This is a genomic window from Micromonospora sp. SL4-19 (assembly GCF_047921475.1).
In the GTDB taxonomy this organism is placed as follows: Bacteria; Actinomycetota; Actinomycetes; order Mycobacteriales; family Micromonosporaceae; genus Micromonospora.
On sequence record NZ_JBLROB010000003.1, the window covers coordinates 39,527 to 65,012 of the forward strand.

The 25,486-nt window shown below is 73.6% G+C and carries 24 protein-coding genes; 16 read left to right on the forward strand and 8 right to left on the reverse strand.

Features of this window, described 5'->3' with window-relative positions; translation table 11 throughout:
• Nucleotides 1–138: 138 nt before the first annotated feature.
• The 5 genes from ACNAVT_RS06130 to tatC all read left to right on the forward strand — a co-directional run bounded on the left by ACNAVT_RS06130 (nt 139) and on the right by tatC (nt 3,884).
• The gene (locus ACNAVT_RS06130; protein WP_416293663.1) at nt 139–1,137 is read left to right on the forward strand and encodes a helix-turn-helix transcriptional regulator; all 999 of its coding nucleotides are present in this window, start codon (nt 139–141) and stop codon (nt 1,135–1,137) included.
• Nucleotides 1,134–2,141 carry a helix-turn-helix transcriptional regulator gene (locus tag ACNAVT_RS06135; RefSeq protein WP_416293665.1) on the forward strand — a complete coding sequence of 336 codons (1,008 nt, stop codon included), beginning with the start codon at nt 1,134–1,136 and terminating at the stop codon, nt 2,139–2,141. The genes ACNAVT_RS06130 and ACNAVT_RS06135 overlap by 4 nt, the downstream gene beginning before the upstream one ends.
• Nucleotides 2,142–2,151: 10 nt before the next feature.
• Entirely contained in the window at nt 2,152–2,400 is a 249-nt protein-coding gene (locus ACNAVT_RS06140; RefSeq protein WP_416293667.1) for a hypothetical protein, read from the forward strand.
• Nucleotides 2,401–2,619: 219 nt separating this feature from the next.
• On the forward strand, nt 2,620–2,913 hold the full coding sequence (tatA, locus tag ACNAVT_RS06145; protein WP_416293669.1) for a Sec-independent protein translocase subunit TatA: 294 nt from the start codon (nt 2,620–2,622) through the stop codon (nt 2,911–2,913).
• A gap of 17 nt (nt 2,914–2,930) precedes the next feature.
• Nucleotides 2,931–3,884 carry a twin-arginine translocase subunit TatC gene (gene tatC / locus ACNAVT_RS06150; RefSeq protein ID WP_416293671.1) on the forward strand — a complete coding sequence of 318 codons (954 nt, stop codon included), beginning with the start codon at nt 2,931–2,933 and terminating at the stop codon, nt 3,882–3,884.
• 64 nt (nt 3,885–3,948) lie between these two features.
• On the opposite strand, the gene ACNAVT_RS06155 is transcribed toward tatC, so the two are convergent.
• The gene (locus tag ACNAVT_RS06155; RefSeq protein WP_416293672.1) at nt 3,949–4,521 is read right to left on the reverse strand and encodes a GNAT family N-acetyltransferase; all 573 of its coding nucleotides are present in this window, start codon (nt 4,519–4,521) and stop codon (nt 3,949–3,951) included.
• Nucleotides 4,522–4,699: 178 nt separating this feature from the next.
• On the opposite strand from ACNAVT_RS06155, the gene ACNAVT_RS06160 reads away from it, so the two are divergent.
• The gene (locus tag ACNAVT_RS06160; protein ID WP_416293674.1) at nt 4,700–5,398 is read left to right on the forward strand and encodes a cupredoxin domain-containing protein; all 699 of its coding nucleotides are present in this window, start codon (nt 4,700–4,702) and stop codon (nt 5,396–5,398) included.
• A gap of 42 nt (nt 5,399–5,440) precedes the next feature.
• Nucleotides 5,441–6,484: a zinc-dependent alcohol dehydrogenase family protein gene (locus ACNAVT_RS06165; protein ID WP_416293676.1), complete on the forward strand. Its 1,044-nt coding sequence runs from the start codon at nt 5,441–5,443 to the stop codon at nt 6,482–6,484.
• A gap of 25 nt (nt 6,485–6,509) precedes the next feature.
• Here ACNAVT_RS06165 and kynU read toward each other — a convergent pair whose 3' ends face one another.
• Together kynU and ACNAVT_RS06175 are read right to left on the reverse strand one after the other, a co-directional pair.
• A complete protein-coding gene (gene kynU / locus ACNAVT_RS06170; protein ID WP_416293678.1) occupies nt 6,510–7,772 on the reverse strand; it encodes a kynureninase in 1,263 nt (420 codons plus the stop codon).
• Nucleotides 7,773–7,913: 141 nt separating this feature from the next.
• Nucleotides 7,914–8,702: an RNA ligase family protein gene (locus ACNAVT_RS06175; protein WP_416293679.1), complete on the reverse strand. Its 789-nt coding sequence runs from the start codon at nt 8,700–8,702 to the stop codon at nt 7,914–7,916.
• 185 nt (nt 8,703–8,887) lie between these two features.
• Between ACNAVT_RS06175 and ACNAVT_RS06180 the strand changes: the two genes are divergently transcribed.
• The gene (locus ACNAVT_RS06180; protein ID WP_416293681.1) at nt 8,888–9,814 is read left to right on the forward strand and encodes a diacylglycerol kinase; all 927 of its coding nucleotides are present in this window, start codon (nt 8,888–8,890) and stop codon (nt 9,812–9,814) included.
• Between the two features lie 54 nt (nt 9,815–9,868).
• Here ACNAVT_RS06180 and ACNAVT_RS06185 read toward each other — a convergent pair whose 3' ends face one another.
• Nucleotides 9,869–10,636, reverse strand: coding sequence for an HAD family hydrolase (locus tag ACNAVT_RS06185; protein WP_416293683.1), 768 nt, complete (start codon nt 10,634–10,636; stop codon nt 9,869–9,871).
• Between the two features lie 86 nt (nt 10,637–10,722).
• Between ACNAVT_RS06185 and ACNAVT_RS06190 the strand changes: the two genes are divergently transcribed.
• On the forward strand, nt 10,723–13,521 hold the full coding sequence (locus tag ACNAVT_RS06190) for a DEAD/DEAH box helicase (protein WP_416293685.1): 2,799 nt from the start codon (nt 10,723–10,725) through the stop codon (nt 13,519–13,521).
• Between the two features lie 13 nt (nt 13,522–13,534).
• Here the strand turns inward: ACNAVT_RS06190 and ACNAVT_RS06195 are convergent, their stop codons facing one another.
• Both ACNAVT_RS06195 and ACNAVT_RS06200 read right to left on the reverse strand, forming a co-directional pair.
• Nucleotides 13,535–14,455, reverse strand: a complete 921-nt coding sequence (locus ACNAVT_RS06195; RefSeq protein ID WP_416293686.1) for a 5'-3' exonuclease — start codon at nt 14,453–14,455, stop codon at nt 13,535–13,537.
• A gap of 81 nt (nt 14,456–14,536) precedes the next feature.
• Nucleotides 14,537–14,764, reverse strand: a complete 228-nt coding sequence (locus ACNAVT_RS06200; RefSeq protein WP_416293688.1) for a hypothetical protein — start codon at nt 14,762–14,764, stop codon at nt 14,537–14,539.
• A gap of 98 nt (nt 14,765–14,862) precedes the next feature.
• On the opposite strand from ACNAVT_RS06200, the gene ACNAVT_RS06205 reads away from it, so the two are divergent.
• The gene (locus ACNAVT_RS06205; protein WP_416293690.1) at nt 14,863–15,936 is read left to right on the forward strand and encodes a DUF4037 domain-containing protein; all 1,074 of its coding nucleotides are present in this window, start codon (nt 14,863–14,865) and stop codon (nt 15,934–15,936) included.
• 10 nt (nt 15,937–15,946) lie between these two features.
• Here the strand turns inward: ACNAVT_RS06205 and ACNAVT_RS06210 are convergent, their stop codons facing one another.
• Nucleotides 15,947–16,561, reverse strand: a complete 615-nt coding sequence (locus tag ACNAVT_RS06210; RefSeq protein ID WP_416293692.1) for a TetR/AcrR family transcriptional regulator — start codon at nt 16,559–16,561, stop codon at nt 15,947–15,949.
• Nucleotides 16,562–16,637: 76 nt separating this feature from the next.
• Here ACNAVT_RS06210 and ACNAVT_RS06215 point away from each other — a divergent pair, with 76 nt between their 5' ends.
• Nucleotides 16,638–17,813, forward strand: coding sequence for an FAD-dependent monooxygenase (locus tag ACNAVT_RS06215; RefSeq protein ID WP_416293693.1), 1,176 nt, complete (start codon nt 16,638–16,640; stop codon nt 17,811–17,813).
• Here ACNAVT_RS06215 and ACNAVT_RS06220 read toward each other — a convergent pair.
• Nucleotides 17,755–19,020 (reverse strand): MFS transporter, encoded by a 1,266-nt coding sequence (locus ACNAVT_RS06220; protein WP_416293695.1) that lies wholly within the window; start codon nt 19,018–19,020, stop codon nt 17,755–17,757. The genes ACNAVT_RS06215 and ACNAVT_RS06220 overlap by 59 nt on opposite strands.
• 83 nt (nt 19,021–19,103) lie before the next feature.
• Between ACNAVT_RS06220 and ACNAVT_RS06225 the strand changes: the two genes are divergently transcribed.
• The 5 genes from ACNAVT_RS06225 (at nt 19,104) to ACNAVT_RS06245 (ending at nt 25,457) form a co-directional block, all read left to right on the forward strand.
• Nucleotides 19,104–19,985: a winged helix-turn-helix transcriptional regulator gene (locus ACNAVT_RS06225; protein WP_416293696.1), complete on the forward strand. Its 882-nt coding sequence runs from the start codon at nt 19,104–19,106 to the stop codon at nt 19,983–19,985.
• A 200-nt stretch (nt 19,986–20,185) separates the two neighbouring features.
• The gene (locus ACNAVT_RS06230) at nt 20,186–21,484 is read left to right on the forward strand and encodes a PHB depolymerase family esterase (RefSeq protein ID WP_416293698.1); all 1,299 of its coding nucleotides are present in this window, start codon (nt 20,186–20,188) and stop codon (nt 21,482–21,484) included.
• A gap of 186 nt (nt 21,485–21,670) precedes the next feature.
• Entirely contained in the window at nt 21,671–22,519 is an 849-nt protein-coding gene (locus ACNAVT_RS06235) for an ABC transporter ATP-binding protein (protein ID WP_416293700.1), read from the forward strand.
• A 6-nt stretch (nt 22,520–22,525) separates the two neighbouring features.
• A complete protein-coding gene (locus tag ACNAVT_RS06240) occupies nt 22,526–22,648 on the forward strand; it encodes a 50S ribosomal protein L36 (protein WP_416293702.1) in 123 nt (40 codons plus the stop codon).
• Between the two features lie 220 nt (nt 22,649–22,868).
• The gene (locus tag ACNAVT_RS06245; RefSeq protein ID WP_416293703.1) at nt 22,869–25,457 is read left to right on the forward strand and encodes a discoidin domain-containing protein; all 2,589 of its coding nucleotides are present in this window, start codon (nt 22,869–22,871) and stop codon (nt 25,455–25,457) included.
• The last annotated feature ends 29 nt before the right edge of the window (nt 25,458–25,486 follow it).

Sequence of the window (25,486 nt, forward strand, 5' to 3'; positions counted from 1 at the left end):
TATGGCTGGTGCCGGCGGTCCGCCGGGAAGCGGAACCACCCGGGGACGCCGGGAGCACGGACCGCCTCCGGCGGGCCTGCGCCGCGGCACGCCCGCGCGGGTGCACGCCCACGGCGCGAGGGCTGCTAGCGTTCACTCGTGTCGCGGAGCCGTACCGAACGCCTGGTCAACCTGGTGATCTGTCTGCTGTCCACGCGACGGTTCCTCACCGCCGCGCAGATCGCCGCGACCGTGCCCGGCTACGAGCACGATCCGGACGACGCCAAGGACCACGAGGCGTTCCAGCGCAAGTTCGAGCGGGACAAGGCCGAGCTGCGGGAGCTCGGGGTGCCGTTGGAGACGGGGACGGCCAGCGTCTTCGACGCCGAGCCCGGCTACCGGATCGCCCCGCGCGAGTACGCGCTGCCCGACATTCCCCTCGAACCCGACGAGGCCGCCGCCGTCGGCATCGCGGCGCGGCTGTGGCAGCACGCCGGCCTGGCCGCCGCCGCCTCGTCGGGGCTGGCGAAGCTGCGCGCCGCCGGCATCGACGTCGACCCTCAGGCCACCCTGGGCCTGGAGCCGATGGTGACGGTCGACCCGGCGTTCGCACCGCTGACCGCCGCTGCCCGCGACCGCCGAGAGGTCAATTTCGACTACCGGGTGCCGGACCGGGACGCCCCGACCCGCCGCCGGCTGCAGCCGTGGGGCGTGGTCTGCTGGCGCGGCCGCTGGTACGTGGTCGGTCACGACCTGGACCGGGAGGCAGCCCGCTGCTTCCGGCTCTCCCGCGTGGTGGGCGCGGTACGGGTGACCGGCCAGCCCGGGGCGTACGAGCCGCCCGTCGGGGTGGACCTGATTAGCCACGTCGCCCGCTCGTCCGGGCCGGTGGAGCGGACCGGTCGGGCCACCGTGCTGGTCGCCCCGGGGCGGGCCGCCGGGCTGCGCCGCTGGGCGGTGGAGAGCACCTCCGGGTCGGAGGGCGACCGCCTGGTCCTGCCGTACGCCGACGCGGACTACCTGGCCGGCCAGATCGTCGGTTACGGCCCGGACGTGCGGGTGCTGGAGCCACCGGAGGTGCGGGAGGCGGTCATCCAGCGGTTGAAGGAGATCGCCGCCCGGCACGACGAGCTCGCGGTGGCCGGAGGTGCCCGGTGACTCGCCCGGCGGCCCGAGGTGGCCGCGCCTCGGCGGACCGGCTCGCCCGGCTGCTCAACCTGGTGCCCTACCTGCTCGCCCGCCCCGGCATCGAGATCGCCGAGGCGGCCGGGGACCTGGGAGTGACCGAGCGGCAGCTCCGCGAGGATCTGGAGCTGCTCTGGGTGTGCGGCCTGCCCGGCTACGGCCCGGGCGACCTGATCGACATGGCGTTCGACGGCGACCGGGTGACCATCACCTACGACGCCGGGATCGACCGGCCGTTGCGGCTCACCCCGGACGAGGCGCTCGCCCTGGTGGTGGCGCTTCGGATGCTCGCCGAGACGCCCGGGGTGGCCAACCGGGAGGCCGTGGAACGGGCCCTCGCCAAGATCGAGGGCGCGGCCGGGGACCTGGCCGGAGCCCCGGTGGAGGTGCGGCTGCCCGGCGACACCGCCCGCGTACGCGAGCTGCGGGCAGCCGTGGAGCGCGGCCGGGCGCTGCGGATCACCTACTACACCGCCGCCCGGGACGAGACCACCGAGCGGACCATCGACCCGTTGCGGATCCTGATGGTGGGCGCCCGGGCGTACGTGGAGGCCTGGTGCCGCCGCGCCGAGGCGGTCCGGCTGTTCCGGGCCGACCGGATCGACGCGGTCACCGAGTTGGAAGAGCCGGCGGCGGTGCCGCCGCAGGCCCGTCCGCACGACCTCACCGACGGGGTGTTCCGCCCGTCGCCCGATTTGCCGCTGATCACCCTGCGGATCGGCCGGGGCGAGCGGTGGATCACCGAGTACTACCCGTGCGAGCGGGTGGAGGCCGACGGCGAGCAGTGGCTGGTGTCGCTGCGGGTGACCGACCTCGGGTGGGCCCGCCGGTTCGTGCTCGGACTGGGCCCGGAGGCCACCGTGGTCGCCCCGGCCGAGCTGGCCGAGCAGGTCCGCGCCCAGGCGGTCGCCGCGCTCGACGCGTACGCGATGCCGGTGGGGCGCGCCGACCCGGCGGTGGCCGGTACCACCCAGTAGGCTGACCGCCGTGGTGACGTGGATCGTGCTCGGGGTCGTGCTGTTCGCGCTCGTCGTGCTGGCCCTGGCGGTCCGGCCGGTGCTGGCGCGACTGCCCAGGCTGAGCCGGGCGGCGGTGGCCCTGCAGCGTCGCCAGGCCGAGGCGGAGGCGCTGAAGTCCGCCGCCGAGGTGCTCCAGCAGCGGGCCGGGGCGTTGCAGGAGCGGGCGGCCGTCACGGAGGAACGGCTGGCGTTGATCAAGGTCAGGCGCGGAAAATGATCGACGGGGGTCGGTCCGGCATGCGCTAGCTGCGCGTTCCTGGGCTGTTGCGCGCAGAATCGCGCCACCGTAGGTGGTTGACGGGACACTTCGGCTTGGTCGAAACTTCACCCGACCGGGCCCGCACCGGCGGACCCGGTCGGGTGGCAACCCCCTTCGACCCACGTACGATGGGCTGCGACCACCCCGGACCGAACTTTGAGCGACTGGAGCTTTCCCATGGGCGCCCTCAAGCCGTGGCACATCGCCGTACTCGTGGTCGTGCTGATCCTGCTCTTCGGCGCGAAGCGGCTCCCCGACGCGGCCCGTTCGCTGGGCCGCTCGCTGCGGATCATCAAGGCCGAGACCAAGAGCCTGCACGACGACGACCGTGACCTGGCCGAGAAGGCCGACGCGCAGGCCGGCTACCAGCCGCTCCCGCCGAACACGGCCCAGCAGCAGCCTCCGCAGCAGCAGTACGCCCCGCAGCCGCAGCAGCCGGTCGACCCGGTGCAGCGCGTCCGCGACAACTGACCGGCGGGCCCACCACCGTGGCCTTCGCGTTGAAGAAGCGCGGCCCGAGCGACTTCGAGCGGGCCTCCGACGGCTCGATGACGCTCATCGAGCACATCCGTGAGCTGCGTAATCGGCTGTTCCGGGCGTCGTTGGGTATCCTCGGCGGCCTGATCGCCGGCTTCTGGCTGGCCGACCCGGTCTTCTTTTTGCTGAAGCGGCCGTACTGCCGGCTGCCCGGCACCACCGACGCACTGGGCCACTGCCAGAACCTGCTGGCCCTGGCACCGACGACCGCCTTCCTCATGAAGCTGAAGCTGGCCCTCTGGCTCGGCTTGATCATCGGCGGGCCGATCTGGCTCTACCAGCTCTGGGCGTTCATCGCCCCGGGTCTGCACCGGAGTGAGCGCAAGTGGGCGTACGTCTTCGTGGCGATCGCCGCACCGCTGTTCGCCGCCGGAGGGGTGCTGGCCTACTTCGTGGTGGACAAGGGCCTCGGGTTCCTGATGGACGCCGGGGTGGGCGGTCTGTCCAACCAGTTCGAGGTCACCGCGTACATCGCGTTCGTCACCAACATGATCCTGCTGTTCGGGGTGGCGTTCGAGTTCCCGCTGATCCTGCTCATGCTCAACTTCACCGGGGTGGCCAGCGCCCGGCGGCTGCTGAGCTGGTGGCGCGTGGTGATCTTCGTGTCGTTCGCGTTCGCCGCCATCGCCACGCCCGACCCGGGCCCGTTCGGCATGACGCTGCTGGCCAGCGCGCTCTCGCTGCTCTACTTCGTCGCGGTCGGCGTGGCCTTCCTCAACGACAAGCGGCGCGGGCGGGGCCGTGAGATGTACGCGGGCATCCCCGACGACGAGGTGTCGCCGTTGGACCTGTCCGCCGAGCCGGTGGGGGCCTCGGGGCGGGTCGAGTCGGCAAGCCCGATCGGGGCACCCGAACCGATCGAGGCACCGGCGCCGATCGAACGCCGCTACGACGACATGACCTGACCGGGTCCGCACAGCAGACAACCGGAACGCCGCCCCACCAGGGGCGGCGTTCCGCGTAGGGACCTCAGCCCCCAGCAGTCGCGGCGCGTGACCGCCACTCGTGGGCCAGGATGGCGAAGACGAGCTGGTCGGCCCATTCGTCCCGGAACAGGTAGCTCTCGACGTGGTGCGCCTCCTGGCGCATACCGAGCCGAGCCATCAGACGGGCCGACGCCTCATTCCGGCCGTGACACCGAGCGTAGATCCGGTGCAGCCCCACCTCGCCGAACCCCCAGTTCAGCAGAGCGGTGGCGGCTTCCGTGACCAGCCCGCGGCCCCCATGGTCGGGGTGGAAGACGAAACCGAGTTCGGCCGTGCGGTCGAGCTGGCTGTGCCAGACCAACTCCACGGTCCCGATCACCCCGGCGTCGGTGGCCACGGCCAGCGTCAGGCAGTCGCCCTCCGCGCGCAGCGCGTCCTCCCCCGCCATCGCGACCACCGACGCCCGCGACTGCTCGCGGGTACGCGGCCCGGCGCCGAGCATCCAGCGGACGACGTCGGGCCGGCGTTGGTACGCGTACACGTCGTCGAGATCGTCCAGCGTGACCGGGCGCAAGGTGAGTCGCGCGGTGCGAATCGGATACGTCGGCTGGAACACCCGGCGATCTTAAGGGCGCCGGCCCCGTCCATTCGGGCCGACCGCCCCTGTCGTGCCGGCCGGCTCGACGGCCCGCTTAGACTCACCTGGCTCTGCCGTGGGCATCCGGCGTCCCCCCGGAGGCGCTCACGGCACTGGTCCTGGTCAGCCTGCTGCCCGCGCTTGCTCCGGAGAGTCGATGAAGATCCGTACCGCCCTTGTCGTGGCCGCCGCGGCCTGCGCCGCCGCCCTCACCGCCTGCGGTGACGAGGAGGCCGCTCCGACCGGTGGCGAGGTGGCGCTCACCGCCACCGACACCACCTGCGAGGTGGCCACGACCAGCTTCGCCCCGGGCCCGATCACCTTCACGGTGACCAACCGCGGGCAGCAGACCACCGAGGTGTACATCTACGGCCAGGAGGGCGACGCGTTCACCAAGGTGGTCGCCGAGGTGGAGAACGTCGGACCGGGGCTCAGCCGCAACCTGCGGGCCACCCTCTCCGGCGGCCGGTACGAGATCGCCTGCAAGCCCGGCCAGAAGGGCGACGGCGTCCGGACCCGGATCACCGTCTCCGACGACGGGAGCGGGGCCACCGCGGACACCGAACCGGCGTACGACCGAGAGGTCGAGATCGAGGTGACCGAGGCGGGGATCAAGGGCGCGGACGGACTGTTGGCCGAACCCGGTGACAAGATCGAGTTCAAGCTGACGAACAAGACGTCCGGGGCCCGGACGTTGAAGATCGGCGACCCGTCCGGGAAGACGGTCGCCGAGATCACGGCGGACCCGAACGGCGAGGCCCAGAAGATCGTTCCGCTCGGCGGCGAGGGGGACTGGACGCTGACCATCGAGGGCCAGGACGGCACCAAGGTGACCAAGAAACTCACCGTCGGCTGATCGGTCGGTCGCCCGCCACCCACCTCCCGGAGGACACCCCACATGCGCGCCACCGTGATCTACGGTCCGAACGACATCCGGGTCGAGGAGGTGCCGGACGCAAGCGTCCGTACCCCCACCGACGCCGTGGTCCGCGTCGTGCTCGCCTGCATCTGCGGCAGCGACCTGTGGGCGTACCGGGGGGTGGCCGCACGGCAACCGGGGCAGCGGATCGGGCACGAGTTCCTCGGTGTGGTGGAGGCGGTCGGCGCCGAGGTCGGCTCGGTGCGGGTGGGCGACCTCGTGGTGGCGCCGTTCGTCTGGTCCGACGGGGTCTGCGACTTCTGCCGGGAAGGGCGGCACACCTCCTGCCCGCACGGCGGCTTCTGGGGCTCGCCCGGCTCCGACGGCGGCCAGGGCGAGGTCGTCCGCGTCCCGTACGCCGACGGCACCCTGGTCAAGCTGCCCGCCGAGGCGGCCGGCGACGAGCGGCTGCTCACCGCGATGCTGGCCCTGTCCGACGTGATGTCCACCGGCCACCACGCCGCCCTCGCCGCCCGGGTCCGCCCGGGGACCACCGTGGCGGTCGTCGGTGACGGCGCGGTCGGCCTGTGCGGGGTGCTGGCCGCGAAGCGGCTCGGCGCCGAGCAGATCATCGCGCTGGGCCGGCACACCGCCCGCACCGACATCGCCCGCTCCTTCGGCGCCACCGACGTCGTCGCCGAGCGGGGCGAGGCGGCGGTGGCCGCGGTCCGGGAGCTGACCAAGGGGCAGGGCGCGCACGCCGTGCTGGAGGCGGTGGGCACCGCCGAGTCGATGCGGACCGCGATCTCGATCGCCCGGGACGGCGGCGCGGTCGGCTATGTCGGCGTCCCGCACGGCGGCAGCGCCGGGGTCGACCTCGGCCAGATGTTCGACCGTAACGTGGCCCTGGGCGGCGGCGTCGCGCCGGCCCGGGCGTACATTCCGGAGCTGCTCGCGGACGTCCTGGCCGGCACCATCGACCCGTCCCCGGTCTTCGACCGCTCGGTGACCCTCGACGGGGTGCCCGACGGCTACCGGGCGATGGACGAGCGTACCGCCCTCAAGGTCCGCATCACGTTCTGAGATCCGCCGCCGGTCCGGGCCGGTCTCAGGTGACCCGGGACGGATCGCCGGACAACCGCTCGTACGACCGCCGCGCGACGATGTCGCGGAGCCGATCCATGGCGTCCCAGACGTCGACGAAGCGGGTGTAGAGCGGGGCCGGTCCGAGGCGCAGCCGGTCCGGGGCGCGGTAGTCACCGACCACCCGGCCCTCGGCGGCCAGCGATCGGGAGATCCGCAGCGCCTCCGGGTGGTGCAGCGAGACGTGGCCGCCCCGCCGGTCCGGGTCGCGGGGCGAGGCCAGGCTGAAGCCGTACGGGGTGAGCCAGGCATCGGCGAGGGTCACGATCGCTTCCCCGAGGCGGCGACCCTTGTCGCGGACCCGGTCGATGCCCGCCTCGGCGAGCACGTCGAGGGCCGGGTCGAGGGCGGCCATGCCGAGGATCGGCGGGGTGCCCACCTGGAACCGGTCCAGGTCGGGCACCGGGTCGTACGCGGGGCCCATCCGGAACTGGTCCCGCTGGCCGAACCAGCCCCAGATCGGCTGGCGCAGTCGCTCCTGCAGCTCCCGCCGGACGTAGAGGAAGGCCGGCGCGCCGGGTCCACCGTTGAGGTACTTGTAGGTGCAGCCGACGGCCAGGTCCGCGCCGGTGGCGGTCAGCTCGACCGGCACCGACCCGGCGGCGTGCGACAGGTCCCACAGCACGTGTGCCCCGACCTGCCGGACGGCGTCGTTCACCGCGGCCATGTCGAGCAGGGCCCCGCAGCGGTAGGAGACCGCCGAGAGCACCACCAGGGCGACGTCCTCGTCGAGGGCCGCCCGCAGCGTCGCCAGGTCCAGCCCTTCGTCGAGGTCGGTGGGGAGCATCCGCAGCGTGAGCCCGCGTGCCTCGGCGAGGCCCTGGAGGATGTACCGGTCGGTGGGGAAGTCCTCGGCGTCGACGAGGACGGTGCGCCGGCCCCCGGCCGCGTCCAGCGCGGCTGCGGCCAGCTTGTACAGGTTCACCGAGGTCGAGTCGGAGACCACCACCTCACCGGGGCGGGCGCCCAGGGCGTGCGCGGCCAGCCGGTCGCCGATCCGCCGCGCCCACTCGATCCAGCTCGGCCAGCCCTGGACGAGCTGCCCGCCCCAGCCCTCGCGGACCAGCCGGGCGAGGTGGTCCGGGGTGGCCGCCGGCAGCCGGCCGAGCGAGTTGCCGTCGAGGTAGATCAGGTCCTCGTCGCCGACGACGAAGCGGTCGCGCAGGCCGGCGAGCGCATCGGCCGCGTCCAGCTCCTTGAACCGGTAGCGGGGGAACTCCTCAGACACGCGTCACTCCTCACCTCGTCGCCGGCCGGGCCGGGGCCAGGGTAGGAGGCGGTCCGAAGGCGGCGCCGGGCGCCGTCGATGCCTCTCACGGGCTGGGCATCGGTGCGGACACCGCGCTGGGCGTTGCCCGGCGCTGCCCCGTCACCGCCCGCCGCTGCGCCGGCGCCGCGCCCGCTCGTAGTCCTGGAAGCGGGCCTTGGCGATCACCGACCGGTCGGCGGTCCGCAGCACCAGACCCTCCGCGCGCCCGGGCGGGCCGTCCAGCGCGACCAGGGTGTGCGGCAGGAGATCGGTCAGGACCGCATACGTCTTGTCCAGGTCCCGCGGGAGCTCGCCGGCGTCCACCCCGGCGAGCCGGGGCACGGTGGCCAGGCCGTGCCGGGCCGCCCGGTCCGTCAGCGCCTCCTCGTCCAGCCAGCGCTGGCCGCCGCCGTCGCGCCAGTCGGCGATCCGCCCGACGGGCAGGTCCAGCAGGTCGGCGTACCCGTCCAGCTCGGCGACGTCGAAGAGACGGTGGCCGACCTGACGTTCGGCGGTGTAGTGCTTCGATCCGGCGGTCACCTTGCCGCCGTACACCTCCAGGTACCAGACGGTGATCCGGTCGCCGGGGACGGCCTCGGCCCGCAGGCGTTCGGCCAGGTCGCGCAGCGCGTCCACGATGCCCAGCGCCGGGTTGCCGATCAGGTCGCCGCGGGCGTACAGCAGCTCCTCGCGGCTGCCGATCAGGTACTCGCCGTCCGGCGTGAGGATGATCCGGCTGTTCGTGCCGTCGACCTTCTCGGTGAGGGTGACCGTGCCGGTAAACGGCACGACCTCCCCACGCAGCCCGCCGTCGCGGGGGTCGAGCGCGTGGTAGGTCGGGATCGACGGGTATTTGGTGAGCGAGTTGACCGCCCGTAGGTCGGCGGCGCGGATGTCGAAGTCGGTCATGACGTGGTCCTCCCCGTGTCACCGCCGGTGCGGCGGCGGGGCGGAGCGTATCCCGGTGGGACCGTGGGCGTCGTCGATTTCCGCCGGCGTGGTTCCGCCGTCATCCGGCGCGGTGGAGCCCCGCACGTCGCCGATCCGAGCCGCGGTCCGTCTCCCCTGGTGAGCGGCGTCGGTCGTGCCGTACGGTGCTCGCCGTGACCGCGCACGACCTTGTCCCGCCCGGCCCCGTCGCCGTGCTCGCCAACCCGACCGCCGGCCGGGGACGGCACCGTGGCCTGCTGCCCCGGCTGCTGGACCGGCTGGAGGATGCCGGCCGGCCGGTCCGGCTGCTCGCGGCGGGCACCCCGGAGGAGGCGGAGGCGGCCTGCCACGCGGCGGTCGCCGACGGTGCCGGCGCGCTGGTCGCGGTCGGCGGGGACGGCACGATCCACCGTGCGTTGCAGGCCGTCGCCGGTACGGCCGTGCCGTTCGGCCCGATCCCCGCCGGCACCGGCAACGACTTCGCGGTCGACACCGGTTTCCCGGCCGACCCGCTCGCGGCCGTCGAGGTGATCGCCGACGCGTTGCGGGCGGGCCGGACCCGTCCCGTCGACCTGGCCCGGCTGACCACCGCCGGCGGCACCGACCGTTGGTACGGGGCGGTGCTGGCGGCCGGCTTCGACGCGATCGTCAACGAGCGGGCCAACCGGATGCGCTGGCCGCGCGGCCCCCGCCGCTACGACCTGGCCATCCTGGTCGAGCTGGCCCGGCTGCGGCCGCGCAGCTACCGGCTGCGTCTCGACGGCGAGGAGCAGGAGGTCGATGCCGTCCTCGTCGCGGTCGGCAACTGCGCCAGCTACGGCGGTGGCATGCGGATCTGCCCGGACGCAGACCCCACCGACGGGCTGCTGGACGTGGTGGTGGGCGGACGCTTCGACCGGCGTACCCTGATGCGGGTCAAGCCCCGGATCTACCAGGGCACGCACGTCGCGCACCCGCTCGTGCGCACCTACCGGGCCCGGACCGTGGAGTTGGACGCCGCCGGCATCACCACCTACGCCGACGGTGAGCGGGCGTCCGATCTGCCGGTGCGGATCACCGCCGTGCCGGCGGCGGTGCGGCTGCTGCGCTGACAGCGCGCCGGTGAACGGTCCCGGCCGGCCGCCGAGCGATCGCCGGCGGCGCGGTCAGGCGGGTGGGACGGCGAGGTCGAGCACCGCGCCCAGACCGTTGGGGCGGCCGGCGTCGGCGCAGGGCAGCACCAGCACCGCGCAGCCGGCCCCGACGGCACCCGCGTCGGCGGGCGTGTCACCCACCATCAGCGCCTGTTCCGGGTCGACGCCGAGCATCCCGCAGGCGCGCAGGAAGATCCCCGGGTCCGGCTTGCACCGGCCGACCTCGTACGACAGGGCGTACGCGTCGATCAGCTCGTCGAGCCCCCAGGCGGCGAAGAGCGGCCGGATGTCGAAGCCGATGTTGCTGACCACCGCCAGCTTCAGCCCTGCCTGGCGCAGCGCCTTGAGCACCGCCTCGGTGTCCGGGTACGGCACCCAACCGTCGGGGATCAGCACCCGCTCGTAGAGCGCGTCGGCGAACCCGTCGATGCCCGTGTCGACCGTCTCCGCCAGCCCCGTGTACGCGCCCCGGTGGGCGTGCGGGTAGAGATCGCGGTCGGCCCACAGCTCGGCGAGTCGGGGCGGTACGCGGGCCGGCAGCGGCCCGCCCGCCCGGCCCGCGGTGAGCAGCCGGTCGGCCAGTGCGGTGGCGCGAACCCGGTCCAGCTCCACCCCGCACGCCGTCGCGGCGGCGAGCACCCACTCGCGGGGCTCCTCGACCTGGGCGAGGGTGCCGTGGAAGTCGAAGAGCACGGCCTCCACGGGACGACGGGACGGGCTCGGGCGGACGACGTCGTCGGCGCCGCTCGAGGCGTGGGACGGTTCGGCATGATCCGGCACGTCGTGCACCCTACCGACCCGCTCCGGCCCGGTTGCCGGATGGCCTTGGCCGGTGGTCGTCGGACGGACCGATTAATCTTGAAGGCATGTCGAGCCCCGCCGAGCGGTACGCCGCGGCGCGCCGCCGGGCCGCGCAGGCCTCCGCCTTCCCGGCCCTGGACGAATTCGCCCGCGACCTCGGGTTCGACCTCGACGACTTCCAGCGCGAGGCGTGCGAGGCCCTGGAACGGGGCAGCGGCGTCCTGGTCTGCGCCCCGACCGGGGCCGGCAAGACCGTGGTCGGCGAGTTCGCCGTACACCTGGCGCTGCGGGGCACGCCCGGGAAGCCGACGGCGGCCGACGGTGGCCCGGGGCCGGCCACCCGGCGCAAGTGCTTCTACACCACGCCGATCAAGGCGCTGTCGAACCAGAAGTACCACGACCTGGTCGACCGCTACGGCGCCGAGCAGGTCGGCCTGCTCACCGGCGACAACGCGATCAACGGCGACGCGCCGGTGGTGGTGATGACCACCGAGGTGCTGCGCAACATGCTCTACGCCGGCTCGGCGACCCTCGAGGGCCTGGCCTACGTGGTGATGGACGAGGTGCACTACCTCGCCGACCGGTTCCGGGGCGGGGTCTGGGAAGAGGTGATCATCCACCTGCCCGCCTCGGTCACCCTGGTCTCCCTGTCGGCCACCGTCTCCAACGCGGAGGAGTTCGCCGACTGGCTGGTCACCGTGCGTGGCGAGACCGCTGTGGTGGTCAGCGAGCACCGGCCCGTGCCGCTGTGGCAGCACATGCTGGTCGGCCGGCGGATGTTCGACCTGTTCCACGACGCCGACGCGGCCCGCAAGCACGATGTGCACCCGGAGCTGCTGCGCTACACCCGGGACACGATGCGCCGGCTCGAGCTGGGGGAGGGGCGCAGCGCCGGCCCCGGCGGCGGGCGCCGCGGCCCCCGCTGGCGCGGCCCGATGCGCCCCGACATCGTCGACCGGCTCGACCGGGAGGGACTGCTCCCGGCGATCCTGTTCATCTTCAGCCGGGCCGGCTGCGACGCGGCCGTGCAGCAGTGCCTCGCCGCCGGGCTGCGGCTGACCTCCCCGGAGGAACGCGCCGAGATCCGTCGGGTGGTCGAGTCGCGGGTCACCGCCATTCCCGGCGAGGACCTCTCCGTGCTCGGCTACTGGGAGTGGCTCGACGGCCTGGAGCGCGGCCTCGCCGCCCACCACGCCGGCATGCTGCCCGCGTTCAAGGAGGTCGTCGAGGAGTTGTTCGTCCGCGGCCTGGTCAAGGCGGTCTTCGCCACCGAGACCCTGGCCCTGGGCATCAACATGCCGGCCCGCTGCGTCGTGCTCGAACGCCTGGTCAAGTTCAACGGCGAGGCGCACGTCGACCTCACCCCCGGGGAATACACCCAGCTCACCGGGCGGGCCGGCCGCCGGGGCATCGACGTGGAGGGGCACGCGGTCGTGGTCTGGTCGCCGGAGACCGACCCCCGGCACGTCGCCGGCCTCGCCTCCACGCGGACCTATCCGCTGCGGTCCAGCTTCCGGCCGTCCTACAACATGGCCGTCAACCTGGTCGGCACGGTCGGCGCCGAGCCGGCCCGGGCGCTGCTGGAGTCCTCGTTCGCGCAGTTCCAGGCGGACCGGTCGGTGGTCGGCCTGGCCCGGCAGGTGCAGCGCAACACCGAGACCATCGAGGCGTACGGCGCGGAGGCGGCCTGCCACCACGGCGACTTCGACGAGTACTTCGCCCTGCGGGTGGCCATCGCGGACCGGGAACGCGCCATCGCCCGGCAGGGGCAGACCCAGCGCAAGGCCGCCGCCGTCGCCTCGCTGGAGCGGCTGCGGGTCGGTGACGTGATCCGGGTGCCGTCCGGCCGCCGGGCCGGCCTGGCGGTGGTGCTCGACCCGGCCACCGGCGGCTTCGGCGAGCCGCGCCCGCTGGTGCTCACCCAGGACCGGTGGGCCGGCCGGGTCAGCCCGGGCGACTTCACCACGCCGGCCGAGGTGCTCGCCCGGATCCGGGTGCCCAAGCACTTCAACCATCGCTCGCCGGCCGCTCGGCGTGATCTGGCCGCCGAGATCAGCGGCACCGGGCTGGACCGGCACGGCCGCCGCGGCGGGCGGTCCCGGCAGGCCGCCGGCGAGGACCACCGGCTCAGCCAGCTCCGCGCGGAGCTGCGTCGACATCCCTGCCATGCCTGCTCCGACCGGGAGGAGCACGCCCGCTGGGCGGAGCGGCGCCGCCGCCTGGAACGCGACACCGAGGAGCTGCGCCAGCGGGTGGCCGGCCGGACGGGCTCCCTCGCCCGCACCTTCGACCGGATCGTGGCGCTGCTGACCGCGCGGGGTTACCTCTCCACGGAGGGTGAGGTCACCGACGCCGGGCGGATGCTCGGCCGGATCTGGACCGAGGCCGACCTGCTGGTCGCCGAGTGCCTGCGCCGCAAGATCTGGGACGGTCTGTCGCCGGCCGAGCTGGCCGCCGCCGTGTCCGTGGTGGTCTTCGAGGCGCGCCGGGACGTCGACGAGCGGGCGTCCCTGCCGCGCGGAGCAGTGGCCGACGCGGTCGACGAGACGTTCAAGCTGTGGAGCGACATCGAGGCGGACGAGGCCGCCCGGGGTCTCGCCGTCACCCGGGAGCCGGACCTCGGCTTCGCCTGGCCGATCTACCGCTGGGCGCGGGGCGAGGCGCTCGCCAAGGTGCTCGCCAGCGGCCACCAGATCGACGGGGAGATGCCCGCCGGGGACTTCGTCCGCTGGGCCCGGCAGGTGGTCGACCTGCTCGGCCAGGTCGCCGACTCCGGCGGCGCCTCCGCCGAGCTGCGCGGCACCGCGCGGCAGGCCATCGCCGCGGTCAACCGCGGCGTGCTGGCCTACCACGCCGCCGGCTGATCGTCACCGCCGGTCAGGAACCGGCGGCGAGCGCGTCCACCAGGCGTCGGCACGAGCCGGCGAGGTTCCACCGCTGCGCCAGCTCCAGCAGCCGGTCCGGGTCCGCGGGCGCGGTCGGCAACGCCGTGGCCAGCTCCGGCAGCGGTACGTCGGTGGCGACCTGCACCACCTTCGGCGCGACCGCCAGGTAGTCCCGGGCTGCCTCCAGCTTGGTCCGCAGCCCGGGGGCGAAGCCGGAGGTCTTGTCGTCCAGCGCGGCGAGGATGCCGGGCAGCCCGTCGTACCGGTCGATGAGCCGGGCGGCCGTCTTCTCGCCCACGCCGGGCACGCCGGGCAGCCCGTCGCTCGGGTCGCCGCGCAGGGCGGCGAAGTCGGCGTACCGGTTGGCGGGGACGCCGTAGCGGGTACGCACGGCCGCGTCGTCGCAGTCCTCCAGCTTGGCCACGCCGCGCCCGACGTAGAGCAGCCGCACCTGGCGGGCGTCGTCGACCAGCTGGAACAGGTCGCGGTCGCCGGAGACCACCTCCACCGGGCCGGGCTGGGTCACCGAGAGGGTGCCGAGCACGTCGTCGGCCTCGTAGCCGGTGGCACCGACCGCGGTGATGCCGAGCGCGTCGAGGACCTCCAGGATCATCGGCACCTGCGGGGAGAGGGTGTCCGGAACCACCTCGCCGCCCGCCGGCGCGACCCGGTGCGCCTTGTACGACGGCAGCAGCTCCACCCGCCACGCCGGCCGCCAGTCGTGGTCGAGCGCGCAGACCATCCGGTCTGGCCGGCGGGTGCGAACCAGCTGGGCGAGCATGTCGAGGAAGCCGCGGACGGCGTTGACCGGTTGGCCGTCGTCGGTCTTCGCCGCCGACTCGGGGATGCCGAAGTAGGCGCGGAAGTAGAGGCTGGGGGAGTCGATCAGCAGGATCGGGGGTTGGTGTGCCACGCCGACAGCCTGGCACAACGGTGTGACGAGGTGGGGGAGCGAGGCCTGGCGGGTGGCCGGTCGATGCCCTCCGGCTCGGCGTCAGCCGCCGTCGTGGCGATACAGGGTCTCCCGGCGGGCCATCCGCTGCAGCGCGTAGCTCGCGATGAGGAGGACGATCGCCACCGCCACCTCGACCCAGGCCAGGGTGCCGCGGGCGACGATGAGGCCGAGCAGGAGCAGCGCCAGCCCGACCACGGCGAGGATGCCGGCCCACAACAGCCGGCGACGCCGCGTAGCTGCTCGTTCCCGACCGCGGTCCGATTCCACCCGCCCTCCCTGCATCTCCCCTCCACGCTATCGGCGTGGACCGGCCGGTGGACCGATATCCGCTCGGTGGCCCGGCACGCGGCCGGCAGACTGAGGACATGGCGTTCGTTCCCGGCCTGACGCTCTGCCGGCGCTTCCACGACGAGATCCTCGCCCCGTTGCTGGCCCGCCGCCTGCCCCGCCTCCGGTACGCCGCCGGGCTGCTCGACGGCGGCTCGGAACTGCTCGGCCTGGACACCCCGCGCTCCACGGACCACGACTGGGGGCCCCGCGGCCAGCTCTTCCTCGCCGATCCCGCCGACGTCGCGCCGGTGCGGGCGGTCCTGGACGCGGAGCTGCCGGGAGACTTCCTCGGCTGGCCGACCCGGTTCGCCGGTGGCCCGGACGTCCGCCTCGGCGTGGTGCGGGCCGACGGCGACCGGCACGGGGTGACCGTCGACGAGCTGGGCGGGTGGCTGCGCGGGCGGCTCGGCTGCGACCCTCGCGCCGGGATGGGGGTGGCGGACTGGCTCTCGGTGCCCACCCAGCGGCTCGCCGAGCTGACCGGCGGGGCGGTCTTCCACGACGGGCTCGACGGGGCACTGACCTCCGCCCGCGCTAGGCTGGCCTGGTATCCGGACGACGTCTGGCGGTACGTGCTGGCGGCCGGCTGGCAGCGTATCGGCCAGGCCGAGCACCTGGCCGGCCGGTGCGCCGAGGTCGGCGACGAGTTGGGCAGCCGGGTGGTGACCGGTGGGCTGGCCCGGGACCTGATGCGCCTCGGTCTGCTGCTGCACCGCCGCTGGCCCCCGTACGCGAAATGGCTGGGCACGGTCTTCGCCGCGCTGCCGGCGGCGGATCCCGTGTTGGACGCGCTGGCCGCCGCCCTCGGGCCCGGCGACTGGCCGGAGCGGCAGGCGGGGCTGGTCCGGGCGCTGGAGACCGTCGCGACCTGGACCAACGACACCGGGCTGGCCGCACCGGTCGACCCGGCCGCCCGGCCGTTTCATGACCGGCCCTTCCTGGTCCTGGACGCGAACCGGTTCGTCGCCGTGCTGTGCGCCGCGGTCGAGGACCCGGCGCTCCGGGGCCGCCGGCCGATCGGGTCCGTCGACCAGTACGTCGACAACGTCGACGTGCTCACCCACCCCGAGCGGGTTCGCCGGGTCGCCGCGGCCGTCCTGCCCGGCTGACCGCCAGGCGTCATCCGGTCGGGGCGGCGGCGGTCCAGCCGGTGAGGGCGATCTCGGTGGCCCGGCGCAGGGCGGCCTGCACGGTCGCCGGGTCGGCGGCCTGGTCCGGGTCGTCGAGGAGCACCTGGAGCGCGCCGGCCACCGCCCCGACGAACGCCCCGACCAGCGCCCCCGCCGTCACCGGGTCGAGCTGTTCCGGGTACGTGGCGGCCAGGTGCTGGGCGATCTCCCGCTGGGCGTCGAGTTGGAGCTGCAGGGCACGCCCGCGTACGACCGGCACCTCGCGGATCAGGCGCAGCCGCAGTGCGGCGAGCCGGCTGCCCAGCTCCTCGCTGTCGGCGGTCACGGTGCGCAGCGCCCGCAGCAGCACCTCGGCCGGCCCCTCGTCCGGCCCGCGACCGGCGATCGCCTCGACGGCAGCCCGGATGCGGTCGTCGCTCTCGGGGAAGAGCAGCGCCTCCTTGCTAGGGAAGTACCGGAAGAAGGTCCGGGTGCCGACCTCGGCGGCCGCGGCGATGTCGGCGACGCTGGTGCGGTCGTAGCCGTGCCGTTCGAAGAGGTCGACGGCGGCGTCGATGAGCGCCTGCCGGGTCCGGGCCCGCTTCCGGTCACGTAGCGACGACATGCCGGCGATGATACGGCACTGAAAGCCGAATGGCAGTCATTGCAAAGTGGCAGTGAATGCCAGTAGCGTCGTTCGCATGCGGACGGTGCTCATCTCCGGTGGCGGCATCGCGGGCAACACGCTCGCCTGGTGGCTCGCCCGGCACGGATTCCGACCGACCGTCGTGGAACGCGCCGCCGGTCAACGGTCCAGCGGCGCGCCGGTCGACGTGCGCGGACCCGCCCTCCCGGTGGTCGAGGCGATGGGGCTGCTGAAGCGCCTACGCGCGGCCACCACCTCGGTGACCGGCGCGCGGTTGGTGAACGCCGCCGGGGCGACCGTCGCCCGGTTCCCGATGGGCGGCAACCGCCCCGCCGGCCGCACCGAGCTGGAGATCCCCCGCGCCGACCTGGCCGCGATCCTGCACCGGGCCGCCGCCGACGAGGTCGAGTTCCGGTATGACGACACGATCACTGGGTTGACCGAGGACGCGGGCGGGGCCGACGTGACCTTCGCCCGGGGCGGGCCGCGTCGCTTCGACCTGGTCGTCGGGGCGGACGGCCTGCACTCGACGGTGCGCCGCCTCGCCTTCGGGTCAGAGGCGGAGTACGTCCGCCATCTCGGCGTGTGGGTGGCCGGCCTGCCGCTGGGCGGGCCCGCCGAAGACCCGCAGGACGTGCTGCTGTACAACACGCCGGGACGGCTCGCCTCGGTGCACCCGGCCCGGGGCGACGCCATGGCAGCGTTCATCTTCCGGGGTCCGATGGTCGACGGCTTCGACCACCGCGACCTCGCGCGGCACAAGCGGCTCGTCGTCGAGGCGTACCAGGGTGAGCGGGGCTGGCGGGTGCCGGAACTGCTCGACCGGGTGCGCGCCGCCGCCGACCTCTACTTCGACAGCGTGAGCCGGGTGCACCTGCCCTGCTGGTCGCGGGGACGGATCGTGCTCGTGGGTGACGCCGCCTCCTGCGTCTCGCTCTTCGGCGAGGGCTCCAGCCTCGCCGTCGCCGGTGCGCACACCCTCGCCGAGGCGCTGTCGGGCGGCGAGCACGGCGCGGCGTTCCGCCGCTACGAGGCGGTGCACCGCCGCCGCACCGAGCCGAAACGGCGGGCCGCCCGCTATGTGGCCGGGCTGCTCGTGCCCCGTACCCGGATCGGCCTGGCGACCCGCAATGCCGCCGCCCGCGTGCTCACCCCCTGGTCGGGGCTGATCGTCAGCCGATCGGCGCGACGTGGCGCGGCTCGGCCGGGTCGCCGATCCGCAGGTCGGTGAGGTCGCGCAGCCCGCGTACGGGGGAGAGGAACAGGGCGAGGGGCGCCAGCACCGATGCCGCGGCGAACACGAACAGGGTGGTCCGCGCCCCGGCCAGACCGGCCAGCGCGCCGGCGACCACCCCGCCGACCGGGATCGCTCCCCACGAGACGAAGCGGACGGTGGCCATCACCCGGGAGAGCAGGTCGGGCGGGCTCGCGGTCTGCCGGTAGGTGCGGGTGGTCACGCTGAGCACCACCACGCCCCCGGCGAAGATCACGTTGCCGGCGGCGAACGCCAGGTAGGCCGGCCAGCCGGCACCCACCGGCACCAGGACCGCGCCGCCGACCGCGACCAGGCAGCCGACCACGACGGAGCGGGCGGTGCCCCACCGCCCGGTGATCCACGGAGTCAGGGCCGCGCCCACCAGTGACCCGACCCCCTCGACCGCGAGCAGCACACCGACCAGCGCGGCCGGGGCGTGCAGCTCCCGGACCAGGTAGAGCGGGTAGACCGCGAGCTGCGCCCCGCAGACGAAGTTCACCGCCGTGGCCGTCCACATCGTCGGGCCCATCACCGGGTGGCGGGTGACGTACCGCCAGCCCTCGGCGATCATCGCGCGTACCGGTGGCCAGCGGTCCGGGACGTCCACCCGGCGCGCCGGCAGGGACCACAGGAGCGCGGCGGAGACCAGGTAGCTGGCCGCGTCGACCAGCACCGTCGGCACCGCGCCGAGGGCCTGCACCGCCAGGCCGCCGAAGGTCGGGCCGCTGAGCTGGGTGCCGGCATGGGTGGCCGAGGTGAGGCTGTTGCGGGCGTGCAGCTGCTCCCGGCTGACGATGGCCGGCAGGAAGGTGGCGTTGGCGACGTCGAAGAGCACGTTGGCGAAGCTGACCACCAGCGCGACCACGACCAGTTGGGCGACGGTCAGCCAGCCCCACCACCAGGCCAGCGGGACGGACGCCACGGCCGCCGCGCGGGCCAGGTCCGCACCGACCTGGGCGCCGCGCAGCGGCAGCCGTTGCACGATCACCCCGGCGGGCAGCCCGACCACCAGCCAGGCCACGTAGCTCGCGGCGGCGATCAGCCCCATCTCGAACGCGGACGCGTCCAGCACGGTCAGCGCGGTCAGCGGCAGCGCCACCGCGCCGACCGCCGACCCCACCGAGCTGGTCGTGCCGGCGGTCCACCAGCGCCAGAACACCCCGGCCCCCTGCCTGACGGACATGCCGCCAACCCCCGATCCGAGCCAGTGAGTTCCAAACTGAAACGGACTATAGTCGAGTCGGCCGGTCGAGCGGGAGGTGGGATGTGAGGCGCGCGGACCTCGGCGACGCCGACTGCGGCATCGCCCAGGCGCTCGGCGTGCTCGGCGACTGGTGGACCTTCCTGATCGTTCGCGAGATCGCCGGCGGCACCACCCGCTTCGACGCGATGCAGCGGGAGCTGGGCGTCAGCCGGCGGGCCCTCACCGAGCGGCTCGCCGGCCTGGTCGAGCACGGGGTGCTGCACCGCCGGCCGTACTCCGTGCACCCGCCGCGCCACGACTACCTGCTGACCGGCAAGGGAGAGGCCCTGCTGCCGGTCCTGGTCGCGTTGCAGGACTGGGGCACCCGGCACGTGATGGGCGACGGCGCGCTGACCGCCACCGCCGACGCCGACTCCGCCGAGACGCGCCGGGTTCACCGGCTGGTCGGTCGCCGCGTGCCGGAGCTGGTGCTGCGCCGGCACGACGGCGGCGAGGAACCGCCGGCCGCGCCCGGCCGGTGGACCGTCCTCTACCTCTTCCCGGGGGCGTTCGCGCCGGGCAGCCAGGGCCTTCCGCCGACCTGGGGGGAGATCCCCGGCGCCGCCGGGTGCACCCTCGAGTCCCGGACGTACGCCGACCGGCACGACCACTTTCGCGCCGCCGGTGCGGAGGTGCGTGGTGTGAGCACCCAGCGCCAGGACCAGTTGTGCGCCTTCGCCGAGCATGCTCGGCTGCCGTATCCGCTGCTGTCCGACGAGGACGGTCGGCTCGCCGCCGGCCTGCTGCTGCCGACCTTCCGGGCCGGTGGGGCTGTGCGGTTCAAGCGGCTGACCCTGCTGGTCGATCCGGAGTCGGTGGTGCGGGCGGTGCAGTTCCCGGTGACCGACCCGGCCGGCTCCGTCGACGAGATGCTCGACCAGGTGCGCCGGCGCGCGACCCGATAGTGGTCCCGCAAACCGGTCCGCAAGATGGACGCCGGTTGTTGGAATGCGCTCGCGGCTCGTAAACTGCACTCCAACCGCCTGATAGGCGGTTGTCTATCTCGTCTCCGAGGGTCCGGGCCGCCCGCGATGGCGCCTCGCCGGCGAGCACGCCGCTTGCGCACCTGCACCTGTGCGGCGTCCCCACCACCTGAGGAGATCGCATGCTCAAAAGAAGGATCAATCTGCTCGGCGCGGCCCTGCTCGCCGCCGGGTTGGCCGCCGTGGGAGCGGTCACCGCCGCGGCTCCCGCCTCGGCGGCCGCCCTGACCGAGGTGACGAACTTCGGCGCGAACCCGAGCAACCTGCGGATGTACCTGTACGTACCGGACCGCGTCGCGCCCCAGCCGGCGCTGGTGGTGGCGATCCACTACTGCACCGGCTCGGGGCCGGCGATGTACTCCGGCACCCAGTTCGCGTCCCTGGCCGACCGGTACGGCTACATCGTGGTCTACCCGTCGGTCACCCGGAGCAGTCAGTGCTTCGACGTCTCCTCGCCGCAGGCGCTGCGCCGCGACGGCGGCAGTGATCCGGTGGGCATCATGTCGATGGTCAACTACGTCCGGCAGCGCTACGCCGTCGACCCGAGCCGCATCTTCGCCACCGGCATCTCGTCCGGGGCCATGATGACCAACGTCATGCTGGGCCTCTACCCCGACGTGTTCAGCGCCGGGGCGGCGTTCGCCGGCGTGCCGTTCGGCTGTTTCGCCACCACCAACGGTGCGGAGTGGAACAGCGAGTGCGCCAACGGCCAGATCGTCAAGACCGCCCAGCAGTGGGGCGACCTGGTCCGCAACGCGTACCCGGGACACACCGGCAGGCGGCCGCGGATGCAGCTGTGGCACGGCACCAACGACGAGACCCTGCGCTACCCGAACTTCGGCGAAGAGATCAAGCAGTGGACCAACCTGAACGGGTTGAGCCAGACCCCGACCTACACCGACAGCCCACAGTCGGGCTACACCCGCACCCGCTACGGCAGTAGTGGTGGCACCGCGCCGGTCGAGGCGATCAGCATGCAGGGGGTGTCGCACAACCTCCCGGTCGACGCAGCCCAGGCGATCCGCTTCTTCGGCCTGGACACCGGCACGCCGCCGAGCAGCCCGCCGCCCACTACCGCGCCGCCCACGACGCCGCCGCCGTCCGGCGGATGCCGCGTCGGGTACGACGTCAACGCCTGGAACACCGGGCTGACCACGTCGGTGACCATCACCAACACCGGCACCGTGGCGGTCAACGGCTGGAGCCTCGTGTTCACCCTGCCGGGCGGGCAGACCATCACCAACGGCTGGAACGCCACGTACGCACCGTCCAGCGGCACGGTGACCGCCCGCAACGTCGCCTACAACGCGACCATCCCGCCCAACGCGTCGGTCAACATCGGCTTCCAGGCCAACCACACCGGCAACACCGGAAAACCCACCTCGTTCACGCTCAACGGCGCCGCCTGCGCGGTCGCCTGACGGCCGGTGCCGCCGGACGCCTTCCGCAACGGCGTCCGGCGGCGCCGCGTCGGCCCCGGTCGGGCTGCCGACCTGGTTGCCGGCAGGCCGTCATCGCTGCCGCGTTCGGGCTGAGCCGGTCGGCGCCGCGCTCGCCGTGGCCCGAATCGGTCTCCGTCAACCCCGCGAACACCCTGGAGGCAATCGGTGAGCACGACACCCCCTCCGTCCGGCGGGACGCCGGCCGGCGATACCGCTGTCGCCCTGGACGCCGATCCGGCACCGCCCGGACTGCTCCTGCGCGACGTGTCCCTGCGGCACGGGGACCACCCCGACGTGGTCCGGGCGCTCGACGAGGTCAGCCTGGCCGTCGCGCCCGGTGAACTCGCCGCCGTCGTGGGTCCGTCCGGTGCCGGAAAGTCGAGCCTGCTCGCCGTCGCGGGCGGCCTGACCCGCCCGACCTCCGGGACGGTCCTGGTCGCCGGTCACGACCTGACGGTGGACAGCCAGCGGGTCCGGGCCGCGCTGCGCCGCGAGCACGTCGGGTTCGTCTTCCAGTCCGGCAACCTGCTGCCCGCCCTGACCGCCCGCGACCAGGTGCGGCTGCCGCTGCAGTTCGCCTCCTGTCGCCGTCGGGCGCGCCGGGATCCCCTGGAACTGCTCGCCGAGGTCGGCCTGGCGGACCGGGCCGACCGACGCCCGCACCAGCTCTCCGGTGGGGAGCGCCAGCGGGTGGGCATCGCGCGTGCGCTGGTCACCGAACCCGACGTGCTGCTCGTCGACGAACCCACCGCGGCCTTCGACCGGGACTGCGGCCACGACGTGGTGCGACTGCTCGCCGGCGAGGCGAAACAGCGCTTGGTCGCCGTGGTCATGGTCACCCACGACCACGACGTCCTCGAGCACTGTGACACCGCGTACGAGATGATCGACGGTCGGCTGAGCCGGCTCGGCCGAATCGAGGCGAAGTCGCCAGGGACCGGCTCGCCGACGCATGGGCGTGCCGTCGTCGGGTACGCGGAGCGGACAACCGAGGACCGGCGCGAACGGGGGTGACCCGGAATGAAGGTGCGCAGCTCCCTCCGCGGGCTGAAGCGGAAGGTGAACTCGATCGTGGTACGCCGTCGGGGCAAGCTCTACGTGATCAACAAGGCGGACCGCCGGCAGAAGGCCCGGCAGGGCTGACCGACCGGGCGCCGTGGCCGGCGCCTTCCGGGGTGGGCGGAAGTGACAGCTCAGAGGGTTGTTCTTCGTCTTTTCACAAGACGCGAAAAAAGGCGGGAAGAGTAGCCTAAGGCATTGACAGGTGCCACTGCGTCGGGGAATCTCCAGCCGACCGGGCGGGGGTCCGCAACACCGCGGAGCCCGTACGCCATCCCGGCTCCCGACCCCCACGGAGAGGCCCATGTCACCGGTCCCACGGCACCTCAGCCCACCCCGGAGCCCGGCGCGGCGGCTGCTCGCCGCCCTGGCGTCGCTGCTCGCGGCGACCGCGCTGGTCGCCCCGCCGTCCACGGCCCGCGCGGCCGACCCGCTGCTCTCGCAGGGCCGGCCGACGACCGCGTCGTCGGTGGAGAACGCCGGAACCGCGGCGGCGAACGCCACCGACGGCAACACCGGCAGCCGCTGGTCCAGCGCCTTCAGCGATCCACAGTGGCTTCAGGTGGACCTCGGCGCCACCGCCACCGTCTCCCGGGTCGTGCTGACCTGGGAGGCCGCGTACGCCCGGGCGTACCAGATCCAGACCTCGACCGACGGCACCACCTGGACCACGCTCTGGTCCACCACGGCGGGCGCCGGCGGCACCGTCGACCTGACCGTCAGTGGCACCGGCAGGTACGTGCGCATGTACGGCACCGCGCGGGCCACCGGGTACGGCTACTCGTTGTGGGAGTTCCAGGTCTACGGCAGCACCGGCGGGGGCACCGGGTGCGACACCGCGACCAACGCCGCGCAGGGCCGGCCCGCGACCGCCTCCTCCACCGAGAACGCGGGCACGCCCGCCACCGCGGCGGTCGACGGCAACCCGGGCACCCGCTGGTCCAGCGCCGCCAGCGACCCGCAGTGGCTGCGGGTCGACCTGGGCAGCGTCCAGGCCCTCTGCCGGGTCGTGCTGACCTGGGAGGCCGCGTACGCGCGGGCGTACCAGATCCAGACCTCGACCGACGGCACCAGCTGGGCCACCGTCTACTCCACCACCACGGGCATCGGTGGCACCGAGACCCTCACCGTGACCGGCAGCGGCCGCTACGTGCGCATGTACGGCACCGCGCGGGCCACCGGGTACGGCTACTCACTCTGGGAGTTCGCCGTGAACACCACCGGAGGAGGCGGGGGCATTCCGGGAGGCGGGTCGCTCGGGCCCAACGTGATCACCTTCGACCCGTCGATGTCCAGCGCCACCATCCAGAGCCAGCTCGACACCGTCTTCCGGACCCAGGAGTCGAACCAGTTCGGCACGCAGCGGTACGCGCTGATGTTCAAGCCCGGGGACTACACCGGGATCAACGCGCAGATCGGCTTCTACACCTCGATCATTGGTCTCGGCCGGAACCCCGACGACGTCCGCATCCACGGCGACGTCACCGTGGACGCCGGGTGGTTCAACGGCAACGCCACCCAGAACTTCTGGCGCTCCGCGTCCAACATGGAGGTCTTCCCGTCCGCCGGATTCACCCGGTGGGCCGTCTCCCAGGCCGCACCGTTCCGCCGGATGGACATCCAGGGGAACCTGAACCTGGCCCCCAACGGCTACGGCTGGGCCAGCGGCGGGTACATCGCCGACAGCCGGGTCACCGGCACCGTGCAGCCGTACTCGCAGCAGCAGTGGTACACCCGGGACAGCAATGTCGGGGGCTACCAGAACGCGGTGTGGAACATGGTCCAGTCCGGCGTCGCGGGTGCGCCGGCCACCAGCTTCCCCAACCCGCCCTACACCACCCTCGCCCAGACCCCGGTCAGCCGGGACGTGCCGTACCTCTACCTCGACGCGGCCGGCGCCTACCAGGTCTTCGTCCCGTCGACCCGGACGAACGCCTCCGGGGCGTCCTGGCTGGGCGGCGCCACCCCCGGCAGCTCCATCCCGCTGAGCCAGTTCTACGTGGCGCGCCCCGGCGACTCCACCGCCACCATCAACGCCGCCCTGGCGCAGGGCCTGAACCTGCTGTTCACCCCCGGGGTCTACCAGGTCACCCAGGCCATCACGGTGAACCGGCCGGGCACCGTGGTCCTCGGCATCGGCTTCCCGACGCTGGTCCCGCAGAACGGCGTCACCGCCATGTCGGTGGCCGACGTCGACGGAGTCCGGCTGGCCGGGATGCTCTTCGACGCCGGGCCGGTCAACTCGCCGGTCCTGCTCCAGGTCGGGCCCAGCGGCGCGACCGCCCGCCACACCGCCAACCCCACCTCCGTCCAGGACGTCTTCTTCCGGATCGGCGGTGCCGGCGCGGGCAAGGCCACCACCAGCCTGATCGTCAACCAGCACGACACGCTGATCGACCACATCTGGGCCTGGCGGGCCGACCACGGCACCGGGGTGGGCTGGACCGTCAACACGGCCGACACCGGCCTGATCGTCAACGGGAACTACGTCACCGCCCTCGGCCTGTTCGTCGAGCATTACCAGAAGTACGAGGTGGTCTGGAACGGCAGCAACGGCCGGACCATCTTCTTCCAGAACGAGTTGCCGTACGACCCACCCAACGCGGGCGCCTGGATGAACGGCGGGATGGTCGGCTACGCCGCCTTCAAGGTGGCGAACACGGTCACCTCGTTCGAGGGATGGGGGATGGGCAGCTACTGCTACTTCAACGTCGACCCGACCATCGCCGCCTACCACGGGTTCGAGGCGCCGAACGCGGCCGGCGTCCGGTTCCACGACCTGCTCACCGTCTCGTTGGGCGGCAACGGGTCGATCACCCATGTCATCAACGACACCGGCGCCGCGGCGCAGGGCACCAGCACCGTCCCGGTGAACCTGGTCAGCTATCCCTGACCGGTCCACGTCCGGCGGCGGCCCGCACC